Annotated in this window: 19 protein-coding genes and 1 tRNA gene; 15 read left to right on the top strand and 5 right to left on the bottom strand. The window is 56.9% G+C overall.

Annotated elements, in window-relative coordinates; translation table 11 throughout:
• Positions 1-88: 88 nt before the first annotated feature.
• Complete coding sequence (locus KHQ24_RS16100; protein ID WP_032456617.1) at positions 89-1,069, bottom strand: type IV pilus twitching motility protein PilT; 981 nt, start codon at positions 1,067-1,069, stop codon at positions 89-91.
• Between the two features lie 16 nt (positions 1,070-1,085).
• Between KHQ24_RS16100 and KHQ24_RS16095 the strand changes: the two genes are divergently transcribed.
• From KHQ24_RS16095 to KHQ24_RS16060, 8 genes are all read left to right on the top strand, one after another.
• Positions 1,086-1,787, top strand: a complete 702-nt coding sequence (locus KHQ24_RS16095; protein ID WP_004205181.1) for a YggS family pyridoxal phosphate-dependent enzyme — start codon at positions 1,086-1,088, stop codon at positions 1,785-1,787.
• 20 nt (positions 1,788-1,807) lie between these two features.
• Positions 1,808-2,374, top strand: coding sequence for a YggT family protein (locus KHQ24_RS16090; protein WP_002916613.1), 567 nt, complete (start codon positions 1,808-1,810; stop codon positions 2,372-2,374).
• Positions 2,371-2,661: a DUF167 family protein YggU gene (gene yggU, locus KHQ24_RS16085; RefSeq protein WP_023319134.1), complete on the top strand. Its 291-nt coding sequence runs from the start codon at positions 2,371-2,373 to the stop codon at positions 2,659-2,661. Before KHQ24_RS16090 ends, yggU begins: the two co-directional genes overlap by 4 nt.
• Before the next feature lie 12 nt (positions 2,662-2,673).
• Positions 2,674-3,267 carry an XTP/dITP diphosphatase gene (locus tag KHQ24_RS16080; RefSeq protein ID WP_004205185.1) on the top strand — a complete coding sequence of 198 codons (594 nt, stop codon included), beginning with the start codon at positions 2,674-2,676 and terminating at the stop codon, positions 3,265-3,267.
• The gene (gene hemW / locus KHQ24_RS16075; protein WP_069603391.1) at positions 3,260-4,396 is read left to right on the top strand and encodes a radical SAM family heme chaperone HemW; all 1,137 of its coding nucleotides are present in this window, start codon (positions 3,260-3,262) and stop codon (positions 4,394-4,396) included. Before KHQ24_RS16080 ends, hemW begins: the two co-directional genes overlap by 8 nt.
• Positions 4,397-4,700: 304 nt before the next feature.
• Positions 4,701-5,687 (top strand): TRAP transporter substrate-binding protein, encoded by a 987-nt coding sequence (locus KHQ24_RS16070; protein ID WP_004205187.1) that lies wholly within the window; start codon positions 4,701-4,703, stop codon positions 5,685-5,687.
• A gap of 46 nt (positions 5,688-5,733) precedes the next feature.
• Positions 5,734-6,243, top strand: coding sequence for a TRAP transporter small permease (locus KHQ24_RS16065; RefSeq protein WP_004205188.1), 510 nt, complete (start codon positions 5,734-5,736; stop codon positions 6,241-6,243).
• The gene (locus tag KHQ24_RS16060; protein WP_048295591.1) at positions 6,236-7,537 is read left to right on the top strand and encodes a TRAP transporter large permease; all 1,302 of its coding nucleotides are present in this window, start codon (positions 6,236-6,238) and stop codon (positions 7,535-7,537) included. Before KHQ24_RS16065 ends, KHQ24_RS16060 begins: the two co-directional genes overlap by 8 nt.
• Positions 7,538-7,584: 47 nt before the next feature.
• Here KHQ24_RS16060 and KHQ24_RS16055 read toward each other — a convergent pair whose 3' ends face one another.
• Genes KHQ24_RS16055 through trmB form a run of 3 tightly spaced genes read right to left on the bottom strand, consistent with a single transcriptional unit; the run spans position 7,585 to position 9,400 of the window.
• On the bottom strand, positions 7,585-8,304 hold the full coding sequence (locus tag KHQ24_RS16055; protein WP_004205190.1) for a DUF2884 domain-containing protein: 720 nt from the start codon (positions 8,302-8,304) through the stop codon (positions 7,585-7,587).
• Between the two features lie 50 nt (positions 8,305-8,354).
• The gene (locus tag KHQ24_RS16050) at positions 8,355-8,681 is read right to left on the bottom strand and encodes a YggL family protein (protein WP_002916620.1); all 327 of its coding nucleotides are present in this window, start codon (positions 8,679-8,681) and stop codon (positions 8,355-8,357) included.
• Positions 8,681-9,400 (bottom strand): tRNA (guanosine(46)-N7)-methyltransferase TrmB, encoded by a 720-nt coding sequence (trmB, locus tag KHQ24_RS16045; protein WP_004205192.1) that lies wholly within the window; start codon positions 9,398-9,400, stop codon positions 8,681-8,683. The genes KHQ24_RS16050 and trmB overlap by 1 nt, the downstream gene beginning before the upstream one ends.
• 136 nt (positions 9,401-9,536) lie before the next feature.
• Here trmB and mutY point away from each other — a divergent pair, with 136 nt between their 5' ends.
• The 4 genes from mutY (at position 9,537) to KHQ24_RS16025 (ending at position 13,473) form a co-directional block, all read left to right on the top strand.
• Positions 9,537-10,595 (top strand): A/G-specific adenine glycosylase, encoded by a 1,059-nt coding sequence (gene mutY, locus KHQ24_RS16040; RefSeq protein WP_048325734.1) that lies wholly within the window; start codon positions 9,537-9,539, stop codon positions 10,593-10,595.
• 27 nt (positions 10,596-10,622) lie between these two features.
• Entirely contained in the window at positions 10,623-10,898 is a 276-nt protein-coding gene (locus KHQ24_RS16035; protein WP_004105744.1) for an oxidative damage protection protein, read from the top strand.
• Between the two features lie 48 nt (positions 10,899-10,946).
• Positions 10,947-12,029 carry a membrane-bound lytic murein transglycosylase MltC gene (gene mltC / locus KHQ24_RS16030; RefSeq protein WP_002916629.1) on the top strand — a complete coding sequence of 361 codons (1,083 nt, stop codon included), beginning with the start codon at positions 10,947-10,949 and terminating at the stop codon, positions 12,027-12,029.
• A gap of 190 nt (positions 12,030-12,219) precedes the next feature.
• Positions 12,220-13,473, top strand: coding sequence for a nucleoside permease (locus KHQ24_RS16025; RefSeq protein ID WP_023319141.1), 1,254 nt, complete (start codon positions 12,220-12,222; stop codon positions 13,471-13,473).
• A 42-nt stretch (positions 13,474-13,515) separates the two neighbouring features.
• Here the strand turns inward: KHQ24_RS16025 and KHQ24_RS16020 are convergent, their stop codons facing one another.
• On the bottom strand, positions 13,516-15,654 hold the full coding sequence (locus KHQ24_RS16020) for an ornithine decarboxylase (protein WP_017899763.1): 2,139 nt from the start codon (positions 15,652-15,654) through the stop codon (positions 13,516-13,518).
• Between the two features lie 419 nt (positions 15,655-16,073).
• On the opposite strand from KHQ24_RS16020, the gene KHQ24_RS16015 reads away from it, so the two are divergent.
• The 3 genes from KHQ24_RS16015 to KHQ24_RS16005 all read left to right on the top strand — a co-directional run bounded on the left by KHQ24_RS16015 (position 16,074) and on the right by KHQ24_RS16005 (position 18,907).
• The gene (locus tag KHQ24_RS16015) at positions 16,074-16,787 is read left to right on the top strand and encodes a DUF554 domain-containing protein (protein ID WP_004205197.1); all 714 of its coding nucleotides are present in this window, start codon (positions 16,074-16,076) and stop codon (positions 16,785-16,787) included.
• Between the two features lie 105 nt (positions 16,788-16,892).
• Positions 16,893-16,968: transfer RNA gene (locus KHQ24_RS16010), tRNA-Phe, on the top strand.
• A 562-nt stretch (positions 16,969-17,530) separates the two neighbouring features.
• Positions 17,531-18,907 carry a pyridoxal-phosphate dependent enzyme gene (locus tag KHQ24_RS16005; protein ID WP_072500772.1) on the top strand — a complete coding sequence of 459 codons (1,377 nt, stop codon included), beginning with the start codon at positions 17,531-17,533 and terminating at the stop codon, positions 18,905-18,907.
• The last annotated feature ends 5 nt before the right edge of the window (positions 18,908-18,912 follow it).

Below are 18,912 nucleotides of genomic sequence, written 5' to 3'. Positions count from 1 at the left end.
ATTTGTATTATCAAATAATATCCAGAAACAGCTTTTAAACATTTAGTTAACACACCATTTCAACCACCCAACTCGCTTCACACTCCCCTTACAGCTCGCCTGCGGCCACACGTTGCTGAAAACTCTGGGTAAATGTCAACATTCCGGCCTGCATCCCGGTCTGCATTACACCGGGCAGCTGGTGCACTTTTCCTTCGCGGATCAAATTCGCCACTGCCGGCGTATTAACCAGAAGCTCGTATAGCGCAACTCTGCCGCCATGACGTGCGGGTAATAATTTTTGCGCCAGCACCGCGCACAGGCTTCCGGCCAGCTGACTACGAACCTGATCTTTCTCCTCTGCCGGAAAGACATCGATCAATCTCTCCACCGCCGGCGCCGCGCCGCGGGTGTGTAATGTCGCCATCACCAGATGCCCGGTCTCCGCCGCAGTTAACGCCAGACGAATGGTTTCGCTGTCGCGTAGCTCGCCGAGCAGGATCACATCCGGATCCTGGCGCAGCGCCACCCGAAGCGCCGCGGAGAACGAAGGACAGTGCCGGCCAATCTCCCGCTGCTGAATCAGGCACCGCTCGCTGTGATGAATAAACTCCACCGGATCCTCCAGCGTCAGAATATGGCCATCAAGATGCTGGTTGAGATGGCCGACCATCGCCGCCAGGGTGGTCGACTTGCCGCTGCCCGTCGCCCCGGTGACCAGCAGCAAGCCACTCTCTTCCGCCAGCAGCTCGCTTAGCGCAGGCGGCGCGCCCAGAGCCTCCAGGCGCGGACACTGGCTGGGCAGCAGGCGCAGCACCAGCGATATTCCGCGCGTATGGGCGAAAGCGCTGGCGCGTAACCGTGAACCACAGGCCAGAGTCAGCGCAAAGTCTATCTGGCCGTGCTCCTGCCAGTGCTGTAACTGTGCGGCATCGAGCCAGTCGTTGAGTAAATCCGCAATATCCGGTGCGGGAAAGGGCGCGGGCTCCAGCTTACCCTGCCGCCGCCAGCGCGGTGCGGCGGAATTGCACAGGTGTAGATCGGAGACATTATGCTTTACACTAAGGGCTACGATTTCTTCCAGCTTCATAACTCATCCTCGGAATATGAACGATATTGCGCATAACCTGGCACAGGTCCGGGACAAAATCTCCGGTGCCGCCGCCCGTTGCGGGCGTGCGCCAGAAGAAGTGACATTGCTTGCAGTGAGTAAAACGAAACCTGCGAGCGCGATCGAAGAAGCCATCGCGGCAGGCCAGCGGGCATTTGGTGAAAACTACGTCCAGGAGGGCGTGGAGAAGATTAACCATTTCCAGCAGGCAGGCGTCAGTGGACTGCAGTGGCACTTTATTGGTCCCTTGCAGTCCAACAAAAGCCGGCTGGTGGCCGAACATTTTGACTGGTGCCACACCGTCGATCGGTTGAAAATCGCCACCCGCCTGAACGAGCAGCGCCCGGCGCATTTGCCGCCGCTGAAGGTGCTGATTCAAATCAACATCAGCGATGAGCAGAGTAAATCCGGCATCCCGCTGGAAGCGCTCGATGCCTTAGCCGCGGAGATCGCTGAGTTACCTCATCTGGAGCTGCGCGGCCTGATGGCGATCCCCGCGCCTGAGTCAGAATATGTAAGGCAGTTTGCCGTCGCCCAGCAAATGGCGGTAGCATTTGCGCGGTTAAAAACGCGGTACCCCACGGTCGATACGTTGTCTCTGGGAATGTCGGACGATATGGAAGCCGCTATCGCGGCGGGAAGCACGATGGTGCGCATCGGCACGGCCATTTTTGGTGCGCGCGACTACAGCAAATAATAAGGAATCTGAGGAACGCCATGAAGACGTTGACTTTCCTGCTTTCAACGGTCATTGAGCTTTATACAATGGTCGTGTTGTTACGCGTCTGGATGCAGTGGGCGCGCTGCGACTTTTACAACCCGTTTTCGCAGTTTGTGGTAAAGGCCACGCAGCCGATTGTCGGGCCGCTGCGCCGGATCATCCCGGCAATGGGGCCGATTGACAGCGCCTCGCTGCTGGTGGCATTCATCCTCTGCGTCATCAAAGCGATCGTCCTGTTTATGGTGATCACCTTCCAGCCGATCATCTGGATCTCCGCCCTGCTTATTCTGCTGAAAACCATCGGCTCGCTGATCTTCTGGGTGCTGCTGCTGATGGCGATCATGAGCTGGGTCAGCCAGGGACGCAGCCCGGTGGAGTATGTGCTGATGCAGCTGGCGGACCCGCTGCTGCGTCCAATCCGCAACCTGCTGCCGTCGATGGGCGGTATCGATTTCTCGCCGATGGTGCTGGTGCTGCTGCTGTACGTGATCAATATGGGGATCGCCGAGGTGCTGCAGGCTACCGGTAACGTACTGCTGCCGGGGCTGTGGATGGCGCTATGAGTGCCGTTGAACGCTGCGCTGACGGGCTGGTGCTGAGGCTGTATATTCAGCCGAAGGCCAGCCGTGACAGCATCGTGGGCGTACATGGCGACGAGCTCAAAGTCGCCATTACCGCCCCGCCCGTTGATGGCCAGGCCAATGCCCATCTGGTGAAATTTCTCGCCAAACAGTTCCGCGTCGCCAAAAGCCAGGTACTGATTGAAAAAGGCGAGCTGGGCCGCCATAAGCAAGTTAAAATCATCGCCCCACAACAGATCCCGACTGCGGTCGCGGCGCTAACTGAATAAACAGGATTCATCATGCAAAAAGTCGTCCTCGCTACCGGCAACGCCGGTAAAGTGCGCGAACTGGCCTCGCTGCTGGAAGATTTTGGTCTCGATATCGTCGCTCAGACCGAGCTCGGCGTCGAGTCTGCGGAAGAGACCGGTCTGACCTTCATTGAAAACGCGATTCTGAAAGCGCGTCATGCGGCGCAGATCACCGGCCTGCCGGCTATCGCCGACGATTCCGGTCTGGCCGTCGATGCCCTTGGCGGCGCGCCAGGCATCTACTCCGCCCGCTATGCCGGCGTCGACGCCAGCGACCAGCAGAATCTTGAGAAACTGCTCGACGCCCTGCAGGACGTGCCGGACGACCAGCGCCAGGCGCAGTTCCACTGCGTACTGGTCTATCTACGCCATGCCGAAGATCCCACGCCGCTGGTGTGCCACGGCAGCTGGCCTGGGGTGATCGCCCGGGAAGCCGCAGGTCATGGCGGCTTCGGCTACGATCCGATTTTCTTCGTCCCGTCAGAGGGAAAAACCGCGGCCGAACTGAGCCGTGAAGAAAAGAGCGCCATTTCCCATCGCGGGCAGGCGCTTAAACTGTTACTGGATGCATTACGTAATGGCTAATTTGCCACCGCTGAGTCTCTATATTCATATTCCCTGGTGCGTGCAGAAATGCCCGTACTGCGACTTTAATTCGCATGCACTGAAAGGCGAGGTGCCGCACGATGACTACGTCCAGCATCTGCTGAACGATCTGCGGGCCGATGTGCAGTATGCCCAGGGACGGGAAATAGGCACCATTTTTATCGGCGGCGGTACGCCGAGCCTGCTGTCAGGCCCGGCCATGCAAACCCTGCTCGATGGCGTCCGCGCCTGCCTGCCGCTGGCCGCCGGGGCGGAAATCACCATGGAAGCCAACCCGGGCACCGTGGAGGCCGATCGCTTCGTTGATTACCAGCGCGCCGGGGTGAATCGCATCTCTATCGGCGTACAAAGCTTTAGCGAACCAAAGCTGCAGCGGCTGGGGCGGATCCACGGCCCGGAAGAGGCCAAACGCGCGGCACGCCTCGCCAGCGGCCTGGGCTTGCGCAGTTTCAATCTCGACCTGATGCACGGTTTGCCGGACCAGTCGCTGGAGGAGGCGCTGGACGACCTGCGTCAGGCCATTGCTCTCAACCCGCCGCATCTCTCGTGGTACCAGCTGACCATTGAGCCGAACACCTTGTTCGGTTCCCGGCCGCCGGTGCTGCCGGATGACGACGCGCTATGGGATATTTTTGAGCAGGGACATCAGCTGCTGAGCGCCGCCGGCTACCAGCAGTACGAGACTTCCGCTTACGCCAAACCGGGCTATCAGTGTCAGCACAATCTCAACTACTGGCGCTTTGGCGACTATCTCGGCATCGGCTGCGGCGCGCACGGCAAGATAACCTTCCCGGACGGGCGCATCCTGCGTACCGCCAAAACCCGCCACCCGCGCGGCTATATGGAAGGCCGCTACCTCGAACGCCAGCATGATGTGGAAGAGGCGGATAAACCGTTTGAGTTCTTTATGAACCGTTTTCGCCTGCTGGAGGCCGCGCCGCGCGCGGAATTCCGCCGTTATACCGGTCTTGATGAAGCGGCGATCCGTCCGCAGCTGGACGCGGCGATAGCCCACGGCTATCTGCAGGAAGACGAGCAGAACTGGCAGATTACCGAGCATGGAAAGCTGTTTTTAAATTCTCTTCTCGAACTATTCCTCAGCGAATAAATATCGTTATCCCATTCCCGGCAGCAATATGGCGGGAATGGGAATCACTCGATTCCTCCGCCATATATACCTCATTACATCCGTTCCATTGTTATTAAATATTCCACTCTCAAATTAATTTGCATTAATTAATACAAACCAAATATCAATCCTTCAATAAGATCGGTTATTTCATTACCTCATTGCCAGAAAGTGTGAGTCAGGCAGCTTAAAGATGTACGACAACAAAGATAATATGTCATACAGAAATAAAGCATGATGCTTATGATATTGACCCATTACCCCAAGTGCATGGAGCCAACTCATGAAAAAATATCCTTTTTCTCGTTCTCTGGTAGGTATAGCTTTACTGGCCCTACTCTCTGCAGGTGCCGTCGCGGCTGAAAAAATAACATTAAAACTGGCGCATAACCTTGAGCGCAGCCATGTGGTGCATCAGGCGTTTGAGGAGATGTCCAAAGAGGTAAACCAGCTTTCTGACGGTAAGATGAAGATTCGCATTTACCCCAGTAGTCAGATGGGCAGCGCTCGCGAGACCATGGAGTTATTACAAAATGGCGCGCTGGATATGACCAAAGGTTCCGCCAGCGATCTGGAATCTTTCGATAATATTTACGCCATATATAATTTACCATTCTTGTTTAACGACCAGAACCACTTCAATAACGTGGTCTTCGGCGAGGTGGGCAAAGAAATAATGAACTCGACGAAAGAGAAAGGATTTTTTGCCCTTTCCGCTTATGTCGCCGGGACGCGAAGTTTTTATGCAAAAAAGCCCATCACCAGGCCGGAAGATTTAAAAGGACTGAAGATCCGCGTTCAGGCCAGTCCGACAACGTTAAAAATGGTCGAATTAATGGGCGGTTCCCCAACCCCCATCTCCTTTGGTGAAGTTTATACCGCCATGCAGCAGGGGGTGGTGGACGGCGCGGAGAATAACGTTCCCTCCTGGGTGCAGACGCGCCATATCGAAATCGCGAAAGTATTCTCTGAAGATGAGCATGCCTCCATCCCTGATTTCCTCGTTATCTCCAGTAAAACCTGGGACAAGCTGACGCCGGATCAGCAACAAATCCTGATCAAAGCGGCGAAAGCGTCAGAGGTTTATCAGCAACAGCTGTGGCGGAAAATCGACGCCGATACCCGCGCGCAGGCCAAAGCCATGGGGGGCGAAATTATCAAAGTGGATAAAGCGCCGTTCCGCGCCGCCGTGCAGCCGCTATTCGATGACTTTAAAAAAGATCCTGTACAGGCCGCCCTGCTGGCCAAATTTGAAGCTGCCGCGGAATAACCATTAACGGGCCAGCCGCTGGCCCGTCTTCACCAGGAAATCAACGATGATACTTAACCGCATCAAGCTGGCAGTGGACCGCACCATCGCCGCCTTCTCTGTCGCTGTTATGATTGCGCTGGTTGTCTGCGTCGTCTGGCAGGTATTCAGCCGCTACGTGCTTAACCAGCCAAGCACCCTGACCGATGAGCTGGCGCGCTTCTTAATGATCTGGGTCGGGCTACTGGGCGCGGCCTACACCGTCGGCGCCCAGCGTCACCTGGCGATTGATTTACTCACCATGACGCTCTCTCCCCGCAGGCAGGCGCTGTTCAGCGTCATTATTAACCTGCTGATCCTGCTGTTTGCCGGCGCAGTGATTGTGACCGGCGGCGTAAAACTGATTGCAAAAACGCTGTCGACCGCCCAGGTCTCAGCCGCGATGCAGATCCCCATGGGCTACGTGTATCTGATCCTGCCGCTCACCGGCATCATGATGATGTTTTACGCATTGTGTTTTATCAATAACGGCCTGAAAAACATGAAACATGCAGAAGAAGGAGCAACTCATGGATAGCGCTATTGCACTGACGCTGTTTGGCGTTTTCTTTATTCTGGTTTTTATCGGCGTTCCCATCTCCTTCGCCATCGGTATCGCTACCGTTGGCTCGATGCTGCTGATGTTTCCCTGGGATATCGCGGTGATAACCGTGTCTCAACGCCTGGCGAACGGGCTTGATAACTTCGCGCTGCTGGCCATCCCCTTTTTTATCTTTGCCGGAACCCTGATGAACAGCGGCGGGATTGCAATACGCTTAATCAATCTGGCGCAGGTGATGGTTGGGCGAGTGCCCGGATCGCTGGGGCACGTTAACGTGCTGGCCAATATGATGTTCGGCTCGATTTCCGGTTCAGCCGTCGCGGCCGCCGCGGCGGTAGGCGGGACGCTGAATCCCATTCAGAGGCAAAAAGGCTACGATCCGACCTTTTCCACAGCGGTAAACGTCTCATCCTGCATCACGGGTCTGCTTATTCCGCCGTCAAACGTGCTGATCGTCTTTTCCCTGACAGCCGGCGGCGTCTCGGTCGCCTCGCTGTTTATGGCCGGTTATCTGCCGGGCATTCTGATGGGTCTGTCCATCATGCTGGTCTGCGGCTGCATCGCTAAACGCCGCGGCTATCCGGTTTCCGAACGGCCGACCTGTGCCCAGGCGGCAAAGGCTTTTTTCGACGCCCTACCCAGCCTGCTGCTGGTCATTATTGTGATGGGCGGGATCCTCGGCGGTATTTTCACCGCCACTGAGGCGTCCGCCATCGCCGTGGTCTACACCTTTATTCTCTCGGTGCTGATCTATCGGGAAGTCAAATGGCGCGATCTGCCGCAGCTGATTCTGGAGTCGGTGGTGATGACCTCTATCGTTCTGCTGCTGATCGGCTTTTCGGTCGGCATGTCGTGGGCGATGACCAATGCCGATATTCCCTACATGATAAGCGATGCGCTAATGGGAGTGTCGGAAAACCCGGTGGTGATCCTGCTGCTGATTAACATTGTGCTGCTAATCGTCGGCATTTTTATGGATATGACCCCAGCGGTGCTGATTTTCACGCCGATATTTCTGCCCATTGCTGAGGATTTGGGCATGAATCCGGTTCATTTCGGCATCATGATGGTCGCTAACCTGTGCATCGGCCTGCTGACCCCGCCGGTTGGCAGCGCGCTGTTTGTCGGCTGCTCCATTTCAGGGGTGAAAATTCAGCAACTCATCAAACCGTTGCTGCCGTTCTACGCCGCCCTGCTGATCGCGCTGATGATGATTGTTTATATCCCGCCGATCTCGCTGTTTATTCCACAGCTGCTGGGGCTGATGTGATCGCCTGAGCGTCGTCGCTACCTGCGGGCGCAGGTAGCGAAATCAAGCTATTTTAACGAGCCAACCAGCGCTTTGCGGCTGTCCTCAAGGGAGACCACCCGGCTGCAGACGTCTTTACCAAACTGCTGGAAATCGGCCTCCTGGTTTTTCCACTCATCCTGGATAGCGGTTTGCAGACCGCCGAGGCTGCCGAGAATGCCCTGCAGCGGGTTGCCGCCGCCTTTGAGCACCGCTTTCGCCCCCATCTCGTTAATGCTGTCCTGCAAAATGCCGCCCATCGCCTGATTTACCAGCTGCTGGCCGTCGGCGCGCACCTGGTCGATGGCTTTATAGTGGAACGTCAGGCCATCGCTGCGGCGCTCAATGATGCGGTTCATCTGTTCTTTCAGCTGCGCGTCCAGCTTGGTCAGACGACCGTGCATACTGCTATTGGCGCCGACCTGTTCGGTAATGATTTTATCCAGCGCCTTGCGGCCTTTTTCGACTCGCGAACGCGCGCCTTCGTCAATCCACGGCAGGCTGCTGCGCAGACTGGCCTGGTAATCCTGCGCCTGTTCGCGCTGGGCGGCGCTGAGCGCATAAGCCTTGCCGTTAAAGGTCAGGTTGCCGTCCGGTTTGATCACCAGATTGCCGTTTTCCCCTTTCACCTGTACCTGCTGAGGGGTGAGGATCACATCGTCACGCGGCGTGACGCTACACTGGTAGTCCGCATGGGCAGACAAAGCGGTGACGGAGAGCGCCACCGCCAGCAGCGTTTTACGCATCATAAAACTCCCTTAAGACAAAACGGGCCGGCAGTTGCCGACCCTTGTCAAACTTAGTCCCACCAGACGTCAAAAAGTTCGCTGGTGCGCACATCCTCTAACTTACGCGCTTCCAGCCATTTGCGCACGATGGCCTGATGCTCTTCGGTGCATTTACCGATCTCCTGCATGCAGATCAGCCCCTCCCAGGAGAGATAGCCGCTGCCGTCAAAGGCCAGCTTGTTCGGCTCAATCACCTCTTCGATCAGATCGTTGACCGTCTGGTCGATCTGCTCTTCACTGGTCCCTTCCGGGAAACGCCAGGCGACAGAGAAGCCTAACTCCTGAAACTCGTCGATATGCATTTTTTTACGCAGACGACGGCTACGATTCTTGGCCATTATTTCACCCTCTCGAACATTAAGTCCCATACGCCGTGGCCGAGACGATGGCCACGCTGTTCAAATTTGGTTACCGGGCGCGATTCCGGGCGCGGTACGTAATCGTTGCTTGCCGACTGGTTACGATACCCTTCCAGTGAGGACATCACTTCCAGCATATGGACGGCATAGGCTTCCCAGTCGGTCGCCATATGGAAGACGCCGCCGAGCTTCAGTTTACTTTTCACCAGCTCGGCGAAAGGCGGCTGTACGATACGACGTTTATTATGGCGCGCTTTATGCCACGGGTCAGGGAAAAACAGCTGCACCATATTCAGCGAGTTATCCGGAATCATAGTGTGCAGCACTTCCACCGCATCGTGACACATCACGCGCAGGTTTTGCACACCTTCTTCTTCGGCCGAGGCCAGACAGGCGCCGACGCCCGGGGAGTGCACTTCGATGCCGAGGAAATTCTGTTCCGGTTTGGCTTTTGCCATCGCCACCAGCGATGCGCCCATCCCGAAGCCAATTTCGAGGGTGACCGGCGCTTCGCGGCCAAACAGGGCGGCGAAATCGAGCGGCGCATCGTTGAATTCAACGCCCATCACCGGCCAAATGTTATCCAGCGCATGCTGCTGCCCTTTCGTCAGGCGGCCCTGGCGACGGACGAAGCTACGAATACGGCGCAGCGGGCGACCGTTTTCATCGAATTCCGGAGAAATGACGTCGTTTTTCATAAAAGTTTGGTCTGCTTGTGAATGTGTTCGGAAAACGGGCATTATCCAAAGTTACCCGGCGGATGCAAGGGTTTACAGCCACTCGCCCTTATGCTGCAATCTGCCCCCCTGTAATCGCGATCCCGGAGCCGTAGCTTTGACTTTTCTCGCCACGCAATTTTCAGCCCAGGTCCTGGACTGGTACGACAAATACGGGCGTAAAACCCTGCCCTGGCAAATCGCCAAGACGCCCTACAAAGTATGGCTCTCCGAAGTGATGTTGCAACAAACCCAGGTGACCACGGTTATCCCCTATTTTGAACGCTTTATGGCGCGTTTCCCTACGGTGGTCGATCTCGCCAACGCGCCGCTGGATGAAGTGCTGCATCTGTGGACCGGACTGGGTTATTACGCGCGGGCGCGCAACTTACACAAAGCGGCGCAGCAGGTGGCGACGCAGCACGGCGGCGAATTCCCGCAGACCTTTGACGAAGTGGCGGCGCTTCCCGGCGTCGGGCGCTCAACGGCGGGGGCCATTTTATCGCTTTCGCTCGGTCAGCATTATCCGATTCTCGACGGCAACGTGAAGCGCGTGCTCGCCCGCTGCTATGCTGTCAGCGGCTGGCCGGGGAAAAAAGAGGTGGAAAAACGGCTGTGGGAGATCAGCGAAGCGGTCACGCCGGCGAAGGGCGTGGAGCGTTTTAACCAGGCGATGATGGATCTCGGGGCGATGGTTTGCACCCGCTCGAAGCCGAAGTGCGAACTGTGCCCGCTGAGCAACGGCTGCGTGGCCTACGCCAATCATTCATGGGCAGAATATCCGGGCAAAAAACCGAAGCAGACCATTCCGGAACGCACCGGCTATTTTCTGCTGATGCAGCACGGTGACGAGGTGTTTCTCGCCCAACGTCCGCCGGTGGGTCTGTGGGGCGGATTGTTCTGTTTTCCGCAGTTTGCCGACGAAGCGGGCCTGCGCGAGTGGCTGGCACAGCGCCAGATTAAGGCCGATAATCTGACGCAGCTCACCGCTTTTCGCCACACTTTCAGCCATTTCCACCTGGATATTGTGCCGATGTGGCTTACAGTGCACTCATCTGGCGCATACATGGATGAAGGCAACGCACTCTGGTATAACTTAGCGCAGCCGCCGTCGGTTGGTCTGGCGGCCCCCGTGGAGCGCTTGTTGCAACAGTTAAAAGCCGGAACGCCGGTATAAATTTTCGGCTATCAAAGAGGATTGATTATGAGCAGAACCATTTTTTGTACCTTCCTGCAGCGTGAAGCGGACGGCCAGGATTTTCAGCTGTATCCGGGCGAACTCGGGAAGCGCATTTACAACGAAATCTCCAAAGAAGCCTGGGCGCAGTGGCAGCACAAGCAGACCATGCTGATCAACGAGAAAAAGCTCAGCATGATGAACCCGGAGCACCGCAAGCTGCTGGAGCAGGAAATGGTGCAGTTCCTGTTTGAAGGGAAAGACGTGCACATCGAAGGCTATACGCCGCCGGAAAAACAGTAAGGGCCCTGCGGCCTTTTAAAAACAAACACAACACGCACGCCCGGAATGATGAAAAAATACTTAGCGCTCGCGCTGATTGCGCCGTTGCTCGTTTCGTGTTCCAGCTCCAATAAAAAAGGCGCCGAATACAACGAGGCCTGGGTCAAGGATACCAACGGTTTTGATATCCTGATGGGCCAGTTTGCCCACAACATCGAGAACATTTGGGGGTACAACGAAGTCCTGCTCGCCGGGCCGAAGGACTACGTCAAATACACCGACCAGTATCAAACCCGCAGCCACATCAACTTCGATGAAGGGACGATCACCGTCGAGACCATCGCCGGCACCGATCCGCGCGGACGACTGCGCCAGGCGATCGTCAAAACCCTGCTGATGGGCGATGACCCCAACTCCATCGACCTCTATTCCGATGTCGATGACATTCAGATCTCCAAAGAGCCGTTCCTCTATGGCCAGGTGGTGGATAACACCGGGGCATCGATTCGTTGGGAGTGGCGCGCCGCGCGCTTTGCCGACTATCTGCTGCAAACCCGCCTGAAGAGCCGCAACAACGGCCTGCGCGTGGTCTACAGCATCACCATCAACCTGGTGCCGAACCACCTCGACAAACGTGCGCATAAATACCTCGGCATGGTGCGTCAGGCCTCGCGTAAGTACGGGGTTGATGAGTCGCTGATCCTCGCGATTATGCAGACCGAATCCTCCTTTAACCCTTATGCGGTCAGCCATGCCGACGCCATGGGGCTGATGCAGGTAGTCCAGCACAGCGCCGGAAGAGACGTCTTCCGTTCCCAGGGTAAATCGGGCCTGCCAAGCCGTAGCTATCTGTTCGACCCGGCGAATAACATTGACACCGGTACTGCCTACCTGGCGATGCTGAACAATGTCTACCTTGCTGGCATCGATAACCCCACCTCGCGTCGCTACGCGGTGATCACCGCCTATAACGGCGGCGCCGGCAGCGTGCTGCGGGTCTTCTCCAGCGATAAAGTCCAGGCGGCCAATATCATCAACAGCATGGCGCCAGGTGACGTCTACCAGACGCTGACCACCCGTCATCCGTCGGCGGAATCGCGCCGCTATCTGTATAAAGTTAACACGGCGCAGAAAAGCTACCGCCGTAAATAACCCCCTCCTGACACCGGCCTCTGCCACGCGCTGAGGCCGCTTTTTTTCTGCGCCATACTGTGGAATATCTTTCGGTTTTCTGCGGCAGTTAACAGAAGCCTTCAGCTGGTGAATGATAGAATCGCATCAAAATAACGGGATTAATGTTATTTTAAAAACATAACAAGCCCACATTCGTGAGGATAACTACATGAATCTTAAGCTGCAGCTCAAAATACTGTCGTTCCTGCAGTTCTGCCTTTGGGGGAGCTGGCTCACCACGCTTGGCTCATACATGTTTGTCACGCTGAAGTTTGATGGCGCGGCTATCGGCGCAGTGTATAGCTCGCTCGGTATCGCCGCGGTGTTGATGCCGACGCTGCTCGGCATCGTCGCCGATAAGTGGATCAGCGCCAAATGGGTGTATGCCGCTTGCCACCTGGTGGGCGCGCTGACGCTGTATCTGGCGGCGCAGGTCACCACGCCGGGCGAGATGTTCCTTGTGATCCTCCTCAACTCGCTGGCCTATATGCCGACGCTGGGGCTGATTAACACCATCTCTTACTACCGCCTGCAGTCGGCGGGGCTGGATATCGTCACCGATTTCCCGCCGATCCGGATCTGGGGCACCATCGGCTTTATCTTCGCCATGTGGGGCGTCAGCTTCTCCGGCTTCGAACTGAGCCATATGCAGCTGTACATTGGCGCGACGCTGTCGGTCCTGCTGACGCTGTTCACCCTGACGCTGCCGACGATCCCGGTGGCTAACGCCCAGCGTAATCAAAGCTGGACGGAGATGCTGGGGCTTAACGCTTTTGCGCTGTTTAAAAACAAGCGCATGGCAATCTTCTTTATCTTCTCGATGATGCTAGGCGCCGAGCTGCAAATCACCAACATGTTCGGTAATACCTTCCTGCACAGCTTCGATAAAGATCCGCTGTTTGCCGGCAGCTTTATCGTCGAACACGCCTCGGTGCTGATGTCGATCTCGCAGATCTCCGAGACGCTGTTTATCCTGACCATTCCGTTCTTCCTCAGCCGCTACGGCATTAAGAACGTGATGCTTATCAGTATCGTGGCGTGGATGCTGCGCTTCGGCCTGTTCGCCTTCGGCGATCCGACACCGTTCGGCACCGTGCTGCTGGTGCTGTCGATGATCGTCTACGGCTGCGCTTTCGACTTCTTCAACATCTCTGGTTCAGTGTTCGTGGAGAAAGAGGTGCGTCCGGAAATCCGCGCTAGCGCCCAGGGCATGTTCCTGATGATGACCAACGGCTTCGGCTGTATTCTCGGTGGCATGGTGAGCGGCAAAGTGGTGGAGCACTTTACCGTCGAAGGGATCACTAACTGGCAGAGCGTGTGGCTGATTTTCGCCGGCTATTCGCTGGTGCTGGCTTTTGCCTTCGTGGCGCTGTTCAAATACAAACACGTCAGACAACCGACCGCCGCGCAGCAGAGCGCGTGATCGTCAAAAGCAAAACGCCCCGCCGGTTCAGCGGGGCGTTTTTTATCCCTTCAGCACGTAGCCATACAGCCGCTTAATGCCGTCCGAATCCGTCTCACTATATACCCCCTGCAGCTCCGGCGAGAAGCCCGGCAGCATATTAACCCCCTCTTCCAGCGCAAGGAAATAGCGCAGTACAGCGCCACCCCAGACCTCACCGGGCACCACGCATAATACCCCCGGCGGATACGGCAGCGCCCCTTCCGCCGCGACGCGGCCCTCCGCCTCGCTCAGACGCACCAGCTCCACGTCGCCGCGGATAAATTCGCGGTTGGCATCCTGGGGATTCATCACCACCCGCGGGAAGCTCCGTTTACGGAACATCTCTTTTTGCAGGCTCTTCACGTCAAAGCTGACGTACAGATCGTGCATCTCCTGGCACAGTTCGCGCAGGGTATAGTCGCGATAACGCACCGGATATTTGTTATAGATGGTCGGCAACACATCGGCCAGCGGCGTATCCGCTTCAATATGCTGTTCAAACTGCCCCAGCATCGCCACCAGCTGCGCCATTTTTTCGGCGCTTTCCGCCGGCGTCAGCAGGAACAGAATCGAGTTGAGATCGCACTTCTCAGGCACGATGCCGTTTTCCCGCAGGTAATGCGCCAGAATGGTCGCCGGGATGCCGAACTCACTGTACTCTCCGCTCTCCGCGTCGATGCCCGGGGTGGTCAACAACAGCTTGCACGGGTCGACAAAATACTGGTCGTCGGCATAGCCCTCGAAGCCATGCCAGCGCGCGCCCGGTTCGAAGCTGAAGAAACGGCGCTCCCGGGCGATCGCCTCAGTCGGGTGATCCTGCCACGGGCGCCCCGCCACTATCGGCGGAATAAAAGGCTGGATCATCTTGCAATTGGCGATGATCGCTTTGCGCGCCTCGATGCCCAGCGCCACGCATTCGGCCCACAGGCGGCGGCCGCTCTCGCCTTCGTGGATTTTGGCGTTGACGTCCAGTGCGGCGAACAGCGGATAAAACGGGCTGGTAGAGGCATGCAGCATAAAGGCGTTATTCAGCCGCTTGTGCGGACAGAAGCGCGCCTGGCCGCGCAGATGGTTATCCTTTTTATGGATCTGCGACGTCTGCGAGAAACCGGCCTGCTGCTTGTGAACGGACTGGGTGACAAAAATGCCCGGATCGTCCGGGGTCAGCTCCAGCAGCAGCGGCGAACAGTCGGCCATCATCGGGATAAACTGCTCATAGCCCACCCACGCCGAGTCGAACAGGATGTAATCGCAGAGGTGGCCGATTTTATCGACCACCTGGCGGGCGTTATAGACCGTGCCGTCATAGGTTCCGAGCTGGATCACCGCCAGACGAAACGGGCGAGAGGCCGTGGCTTTCTCTGGCGCCGCTTCACGGATGAGATCCCGCAGGTAGCGCTCATCAAAGCAGCGCTCGTCAATACCGCCGATAAAGCCGAACGGATTGCGCGCGGCTTCAAGATAGACAGGCGTCGCTCCAGCCTGAATCAGCGCCCCGTGATGGTTTGACTTGTGGTTGTTGCGATCGAACAGCACCAGATCGCCGCGGGTCAACAGCGCGTTGGTCACGACTTTGTTGGCCGCCGAGGTGCCGTTAAGGACGAAGTAGGTTTTATCCGCATTAAAGACCTTCGCGGCGAACTTCTGCGCGTGCTTGGCCGACCCTTCGTGGATCAGCAGATCGCCTAATTTTACGTCGGCGTTACACATATCGGCGCGAAAGACGTTTTCGCCAAAAAAGTCATAGAACTGGCGGCCTGCGGGATGCTTTTTGAAAAAGGCCCCGTGCTGGTGTCCCGGACAGGCAAAGGTGCTGTTATCCATTTCGACGTACTGGGTCAGCGTATTGAAAAACGGCGGCAGCAGACGCGCTTCATAATCGCAGGCCGCCGCTTCCAGCTCCAGCCACTCCTGATCTTTACCGGCGATCACCGCCTGTACCCCCTCCGGCTTATCGACCGCCGTCTCGCTCAGCAGGTAGACCGGCAGGTTAAATCCGCTACGCCTGAGGAGGGCGAGGATACCGCTGCGACTGTCCGCCGCGGTGATGACGACTGCCGCCACATCGGTAAAATCGGTACTGTCCAGCGCCACAACGCGACGGTGGGTGGACAAGCGGGTGACCAGCTCGCAGCTGGCGGCAATGTGCATGGATTTCATAAGCGCAAATGCCCGTATCGGGAGTGTAAAAATCTCAGGCAAGGGAAACCTTGCCCAACGATGTGTCCGGGTCTGACGGATTCAGCTCCGACCGCCGGACATCAGTAAAAGCAGACGCGTCCGATCTTACTGTTGCCCTACAGTGAGCATACGTGTCCTTCACCGCATGGTGAACAGAGGGGTAAGCGTAGCAAGATGAGGCAGCCCACGCATCTGTGCGCGGCGTCGCTGGCGAGGTAATGGCAGTGTCGTCATCGGCGGCCTCATATCAGGGAGGAGAAAATTCGCGCAATCATGGCACCTTTCCCCGACAGGCGCAAGATGAAAACCGTATGCACTTATATCACGGATACACAAGCTTTCACGGCGGGTTAACGTCATAATCATTCGGTTATCAGGGATATTTAACAGGAGTCAGCGTGGTTACAGGACCTTTTATTAATGCCAGCGCGGTGCTGGTCGGCGGCGTGTTAGGCGCCTTACTCAGCCAGCGGTTGCCGGAACGGATCCGCACATCCATGACCTCAATTTTTGGTCTGGCGTCATTAGGCATCGGCATTTTACTGGTGATCAAATGCGCCAATCTGCCGGTGATGGTGCTGTCGACCCTGGTGGGAACGCTGCTCGGCGAAATTTGTAATATGGAAAAAGGGATTAATACGCTGGTCAGTCAGCTCCAGCAGTTGCTGACGCCGAAGGGTAAGAAAAAAGCCTCGGCTCATGACTCCTATATTCAGAGCTATGTGGCGATTATCGTCCTGTTCTGCGCCAGCGGCACCGGCGTCTTCGGCGCCATGCGCGAAGGGATGACCGGCGACGCCAGCATTCTGATTGCCAAAGCGTTTCTCGATTTTTTCACCGCCACCATTTTCGCTTGTACCCTGGGCATTGCCGTCGCCGCCATCAGCGTACCGATGCTACTTATCCAGCTGACCCTCGCGGCCTGCGCGGCGATCATTATGCCGCTCACCACGCCGATGATGCTGGCGGATTTCAGCGCCGTCGGCGGTATGCTGCTGGTGGCCACCGGGCTGCGCATCTGCGGAATAAAAATGTTTGCCGTGGTGAATATGCTGCCTGCGCTGGTGCTGGCGATGCCGATCTCAGCGGCCTGGACGCTGTTTTTTGCCTGAAGACGCGTGCTTTTAGCGCAATGTGGTGATAGATTGTTCAGTCTGCTGCAAAACAGATAAATTTCGTTGACGAGGCGCGGCGATTACGGTTTAATGCGCCCCGTTGCCCGGATAGCTCAGTCGGTAGAGCAGGGGATTGAAAATCCCCGTGTCCTTGGTTCGATTCCGAGTCCGGGCACCACTATTTAAAGAACCCAGCCTATGGCTGGGTTTTTGCTTTTCTGTAGCCGGACTCTCCATCGAACTGCGTTCGATTATTCGCCGCACAGCGGCTCACCCCTTCGGGGCCAGCGCGACACGCGCGCTGTTCAACGCCTGCGGCGTTAGTCCGAGTCCGGGCACCACTATTATTTAAAGAACCCGCCCACAAGGCAGTTTTTTGCTTTTCTGTAGCCAGACTCTTCATCGAACATCGCTAACCCGTGATTCTCTGCTGCACTTTTCTCCTGGTGAGCCAGCTGCCACTTAACGGCCAGCGCAGACCGCCTCTCCCCATAGAATCTTTTCGCAAATACATTTTCAAATATCAGATAACCCGCTGATTCAAATCGCCATTCTGTCGTTAAAAGCGGCTAAAAACGCCCTTTTCTGGCAATCGATCCGCCCAGGCGGCTACCCTGCTTTCCCTCCGGATGGCTGAACAGCATCTTATATTCCATTTTGCGCTAAATGACAGATAAATGTTCTTTAAATTACCGATTTCACAGACCTACCATGCAAAAATATCTTAAACGAGTGGGTAAATGGTTATGTCACTGTTTCATTCCGTGAGCGACCTGATCGGTCATACTCCCCTGCTCCAGTTGCACAAACTGGATACCGGGCCCTGCAGTCTGTTTTTAAAACTGGAAAATCAGAACCCGGGCGGATCAATTAAAGATCGGGTTGCGCTGTCGATGATTAACGAAGCCGAGCGTCAGGGCAAACTGGCGCCCGGCGGGACAATTATCGAAGCCACTGCCGGCAATACCGGCCTCGGCCTGGCGCTGATCGCGGCGCAGAAAAATTACCGCCTGATCCTGGTGGTGCCGGACAAAATGAGCCGCGAGAAAATCTTTCACCTGCGGGCGCTGGGCGCGACGGTGCTGCTCACCCGTTCCGACGTCAATAAAGGTCACCCGGCCTATTACCAGGATTATGCCCGCCGCCTTGCCGATGAAACGCCGGGGGCTTTTTATATCGACCAGTTTAACAACGACGCTAATCCGCTGGCGCACGCGACCTCCACCGCGCCAGAACTTTTCCAGCAGCTGGAGGGCGACATCGACGCCATCGTCGTCGGCGTTGGCTCTGGCGGCACGCTGGGCGGGCTTCAGGCCTGGTTTGCAGAACACTCGCCGAAAACGGAATTTATCCTCGCCGATCCGGCGGGCTCGATCCTTGCCGATCAGGTTGATACCGGACGCTACGGCGAAACGGGATCCTGGCTGGTCGAAGGGATTGGAGAAGATTTCATCCCGCCGCTGGCCAGGCTGGAGGGGGTGCATACCGCCTATCGCGTCAGCGACCGCGAAGCGTTCCACACCGCGCGCCAGCTGCTGCAGGTCGAGGGTGTGCTGGCCGGATCCTCCACCGGCACCCTGCTCAGCGCCGCGCTGCGCTACTGCCGGGCGCAAAGCCGTCCGAAGCGGGTGGTGACCTTCGCCTGCGACAGCGGCAATAAATACCTGTCAAAAATGTTCAACGACGACTGGATGCGCCAGCAAGGGCTGATCGCCCGCCCCGAACAGGGCGATCTCAGTGATTTTATCGCCCTGCGCCATGACGAAGGCGCTACCGTCACGGCCGCGCCGGACGACACCCTGGCCGCGGTCTTTACCCGCATGCGGCTGTATGACATCTCCCAGCTGCCGGTTCTGGAGGATGGCCGCGTGGTCGGCATCGTCGATGAGTGGGATTTGATCCGCCACGTACAGGGCGATCGCCAACGCTTCTCCCTGCCGGTCAGCGAAGCGATGAGCCGCCATGTTGAAACTCTCGATAAGCGTGCGCCAGAGAGCGAACTGCAGGCCATTCTCGATCGCGGTCTGGTGGCGGTGATCGCTGACAACGCGCGTTTTCTTGGCCTGGTCACCCGCAGCGATGTACTGACCGCCTGGCGTAACCAAGTAGCACAATAAGGAAT

The organism is Klebsiella sp. 54, assembly GCF_018223875.1.
GTDB lineage: Bacteria > Pseudomonadota > Gammaproteobacteria > Enterobacterales > Enterobacteriaceae > Klebsiella > Klebsiella quasipneumoniae.
This window is presented reverse-complemented; position numbering and strand designations above follow the sequence as displayed.

Coding starts and splice junctions, on each gene's coding strand:
- KHQ24_RS16020 (WP_017899763.1), bottom strand. CDS start 15,654: ATGAAATCCATGCACATTGCCGCCAGCTGCGAGCTGGTCACCCGCTTG.
- KHQ24_RS16005 (WP_072500772.1), top strand. CDS start 17,531: ATGGTTATGTCACTGTTTCATTCCGTGAGCGACCTGATCGGTCATACT.
- KHQ24_RS16095 (WP_004205181.1), top strand. CDS start 1,086: ATGAACGATATTGCGCATAACCTGGCACAGGTCCGGGACAAAATCTCC.
- KHQ24_RS16055 (WP_004205190.1), bottom strand. CDS start 8,304: ATGATGCGTAAAACGCTGCTGGCGGTGGCGCTCTCCGTCACCGCTTTG.
- KHQ24_RS16025 (WP_023319141.1), top strand. CDS start 12,220: ATGAATCTTAAGCTGCAGCTCAAAATACTGTCGTTCCTGCAGTTCTGC.
- KHQ24_RS16080 (WP_004205185.1), top strand. CDS start 2,674: ATGCAAAAAGTCGTCCTCGCTACCGGCAACGCCGGTAAAGTGCGCGAA.
- KHQ24_RS16070 (WP_004205187.1), top strand. CDS start 4,701: ATGAAAAAATATCCTTTTTCTCGTTCTCTGGTAGGTATAGCTTTACTG.
- KHQ24_RS16090 (WP_002916613.1), top strand. CDS start 1,808: ATGAAGACGTTGACTTTCCTGCTTTCAACGGTCATTGAGCTTTATACA.
- KHQ24_RS16050 (WP_002916620.1), bottom strand. CDS start 8,681: ATGGCCAAGAATCGTAGCCGTCGTCTGCGTAAAAAAATGCATATCGAC.
- yggU (WP_023319134.1), top strand. CDS start 2,371: ATGAGTGCCGTTGAACGCTGCGCTGACGGGCTGGTGCTGAGGCTGTAT.
- KHQ24_RS16065 (WP_004205188.1), top strand. CDS start 5,734: ATGATACTTAACCGCATCAAGCTGGCAGTGGACCGCACCATCGCCGCC.
- trmB (WP_004205192.1), bottom strand. CDS start 9,400: ATGAAAAACGACGTCATTTCTCCGGAATTCGATGAAAACGGTCGCCCG.
- KHQ24_RS16060 (WP_048295591.1), top strand. CDS start 6,236: ATGGATAGCGCTATTGCACTGACGCTGTTTGGCGTTTTCTTTATTCTG.
- KHQ24_RS16100 (WP_032456617.1), bottom strand. CDS start 1,069: ATGAAGCTGGAAGAAATCGTAGCCCTTAGTGTAAAGCATAATGTCTCC.
- mltC (WP_002916629.1), top strand. CDS start 10,947: ATGAAAAAATACTTAGCGCTCGCGCTGATTGCGCCGTTGCTCGTTTCG.
- KHQ24_RS16035 (WP_004105744.1), top strand. CDS start 10,623: ATGAGCAGAACCATTTTTTGTACCTTCCTGCAGCGTGAAGCGGACGGC.
- hemW (WP_069603391.1), top strand. CDS start 3,260: ATGGCTAATTTGCCACCGCTGAGTCTCTATATTCATATTCCCTGGTGC.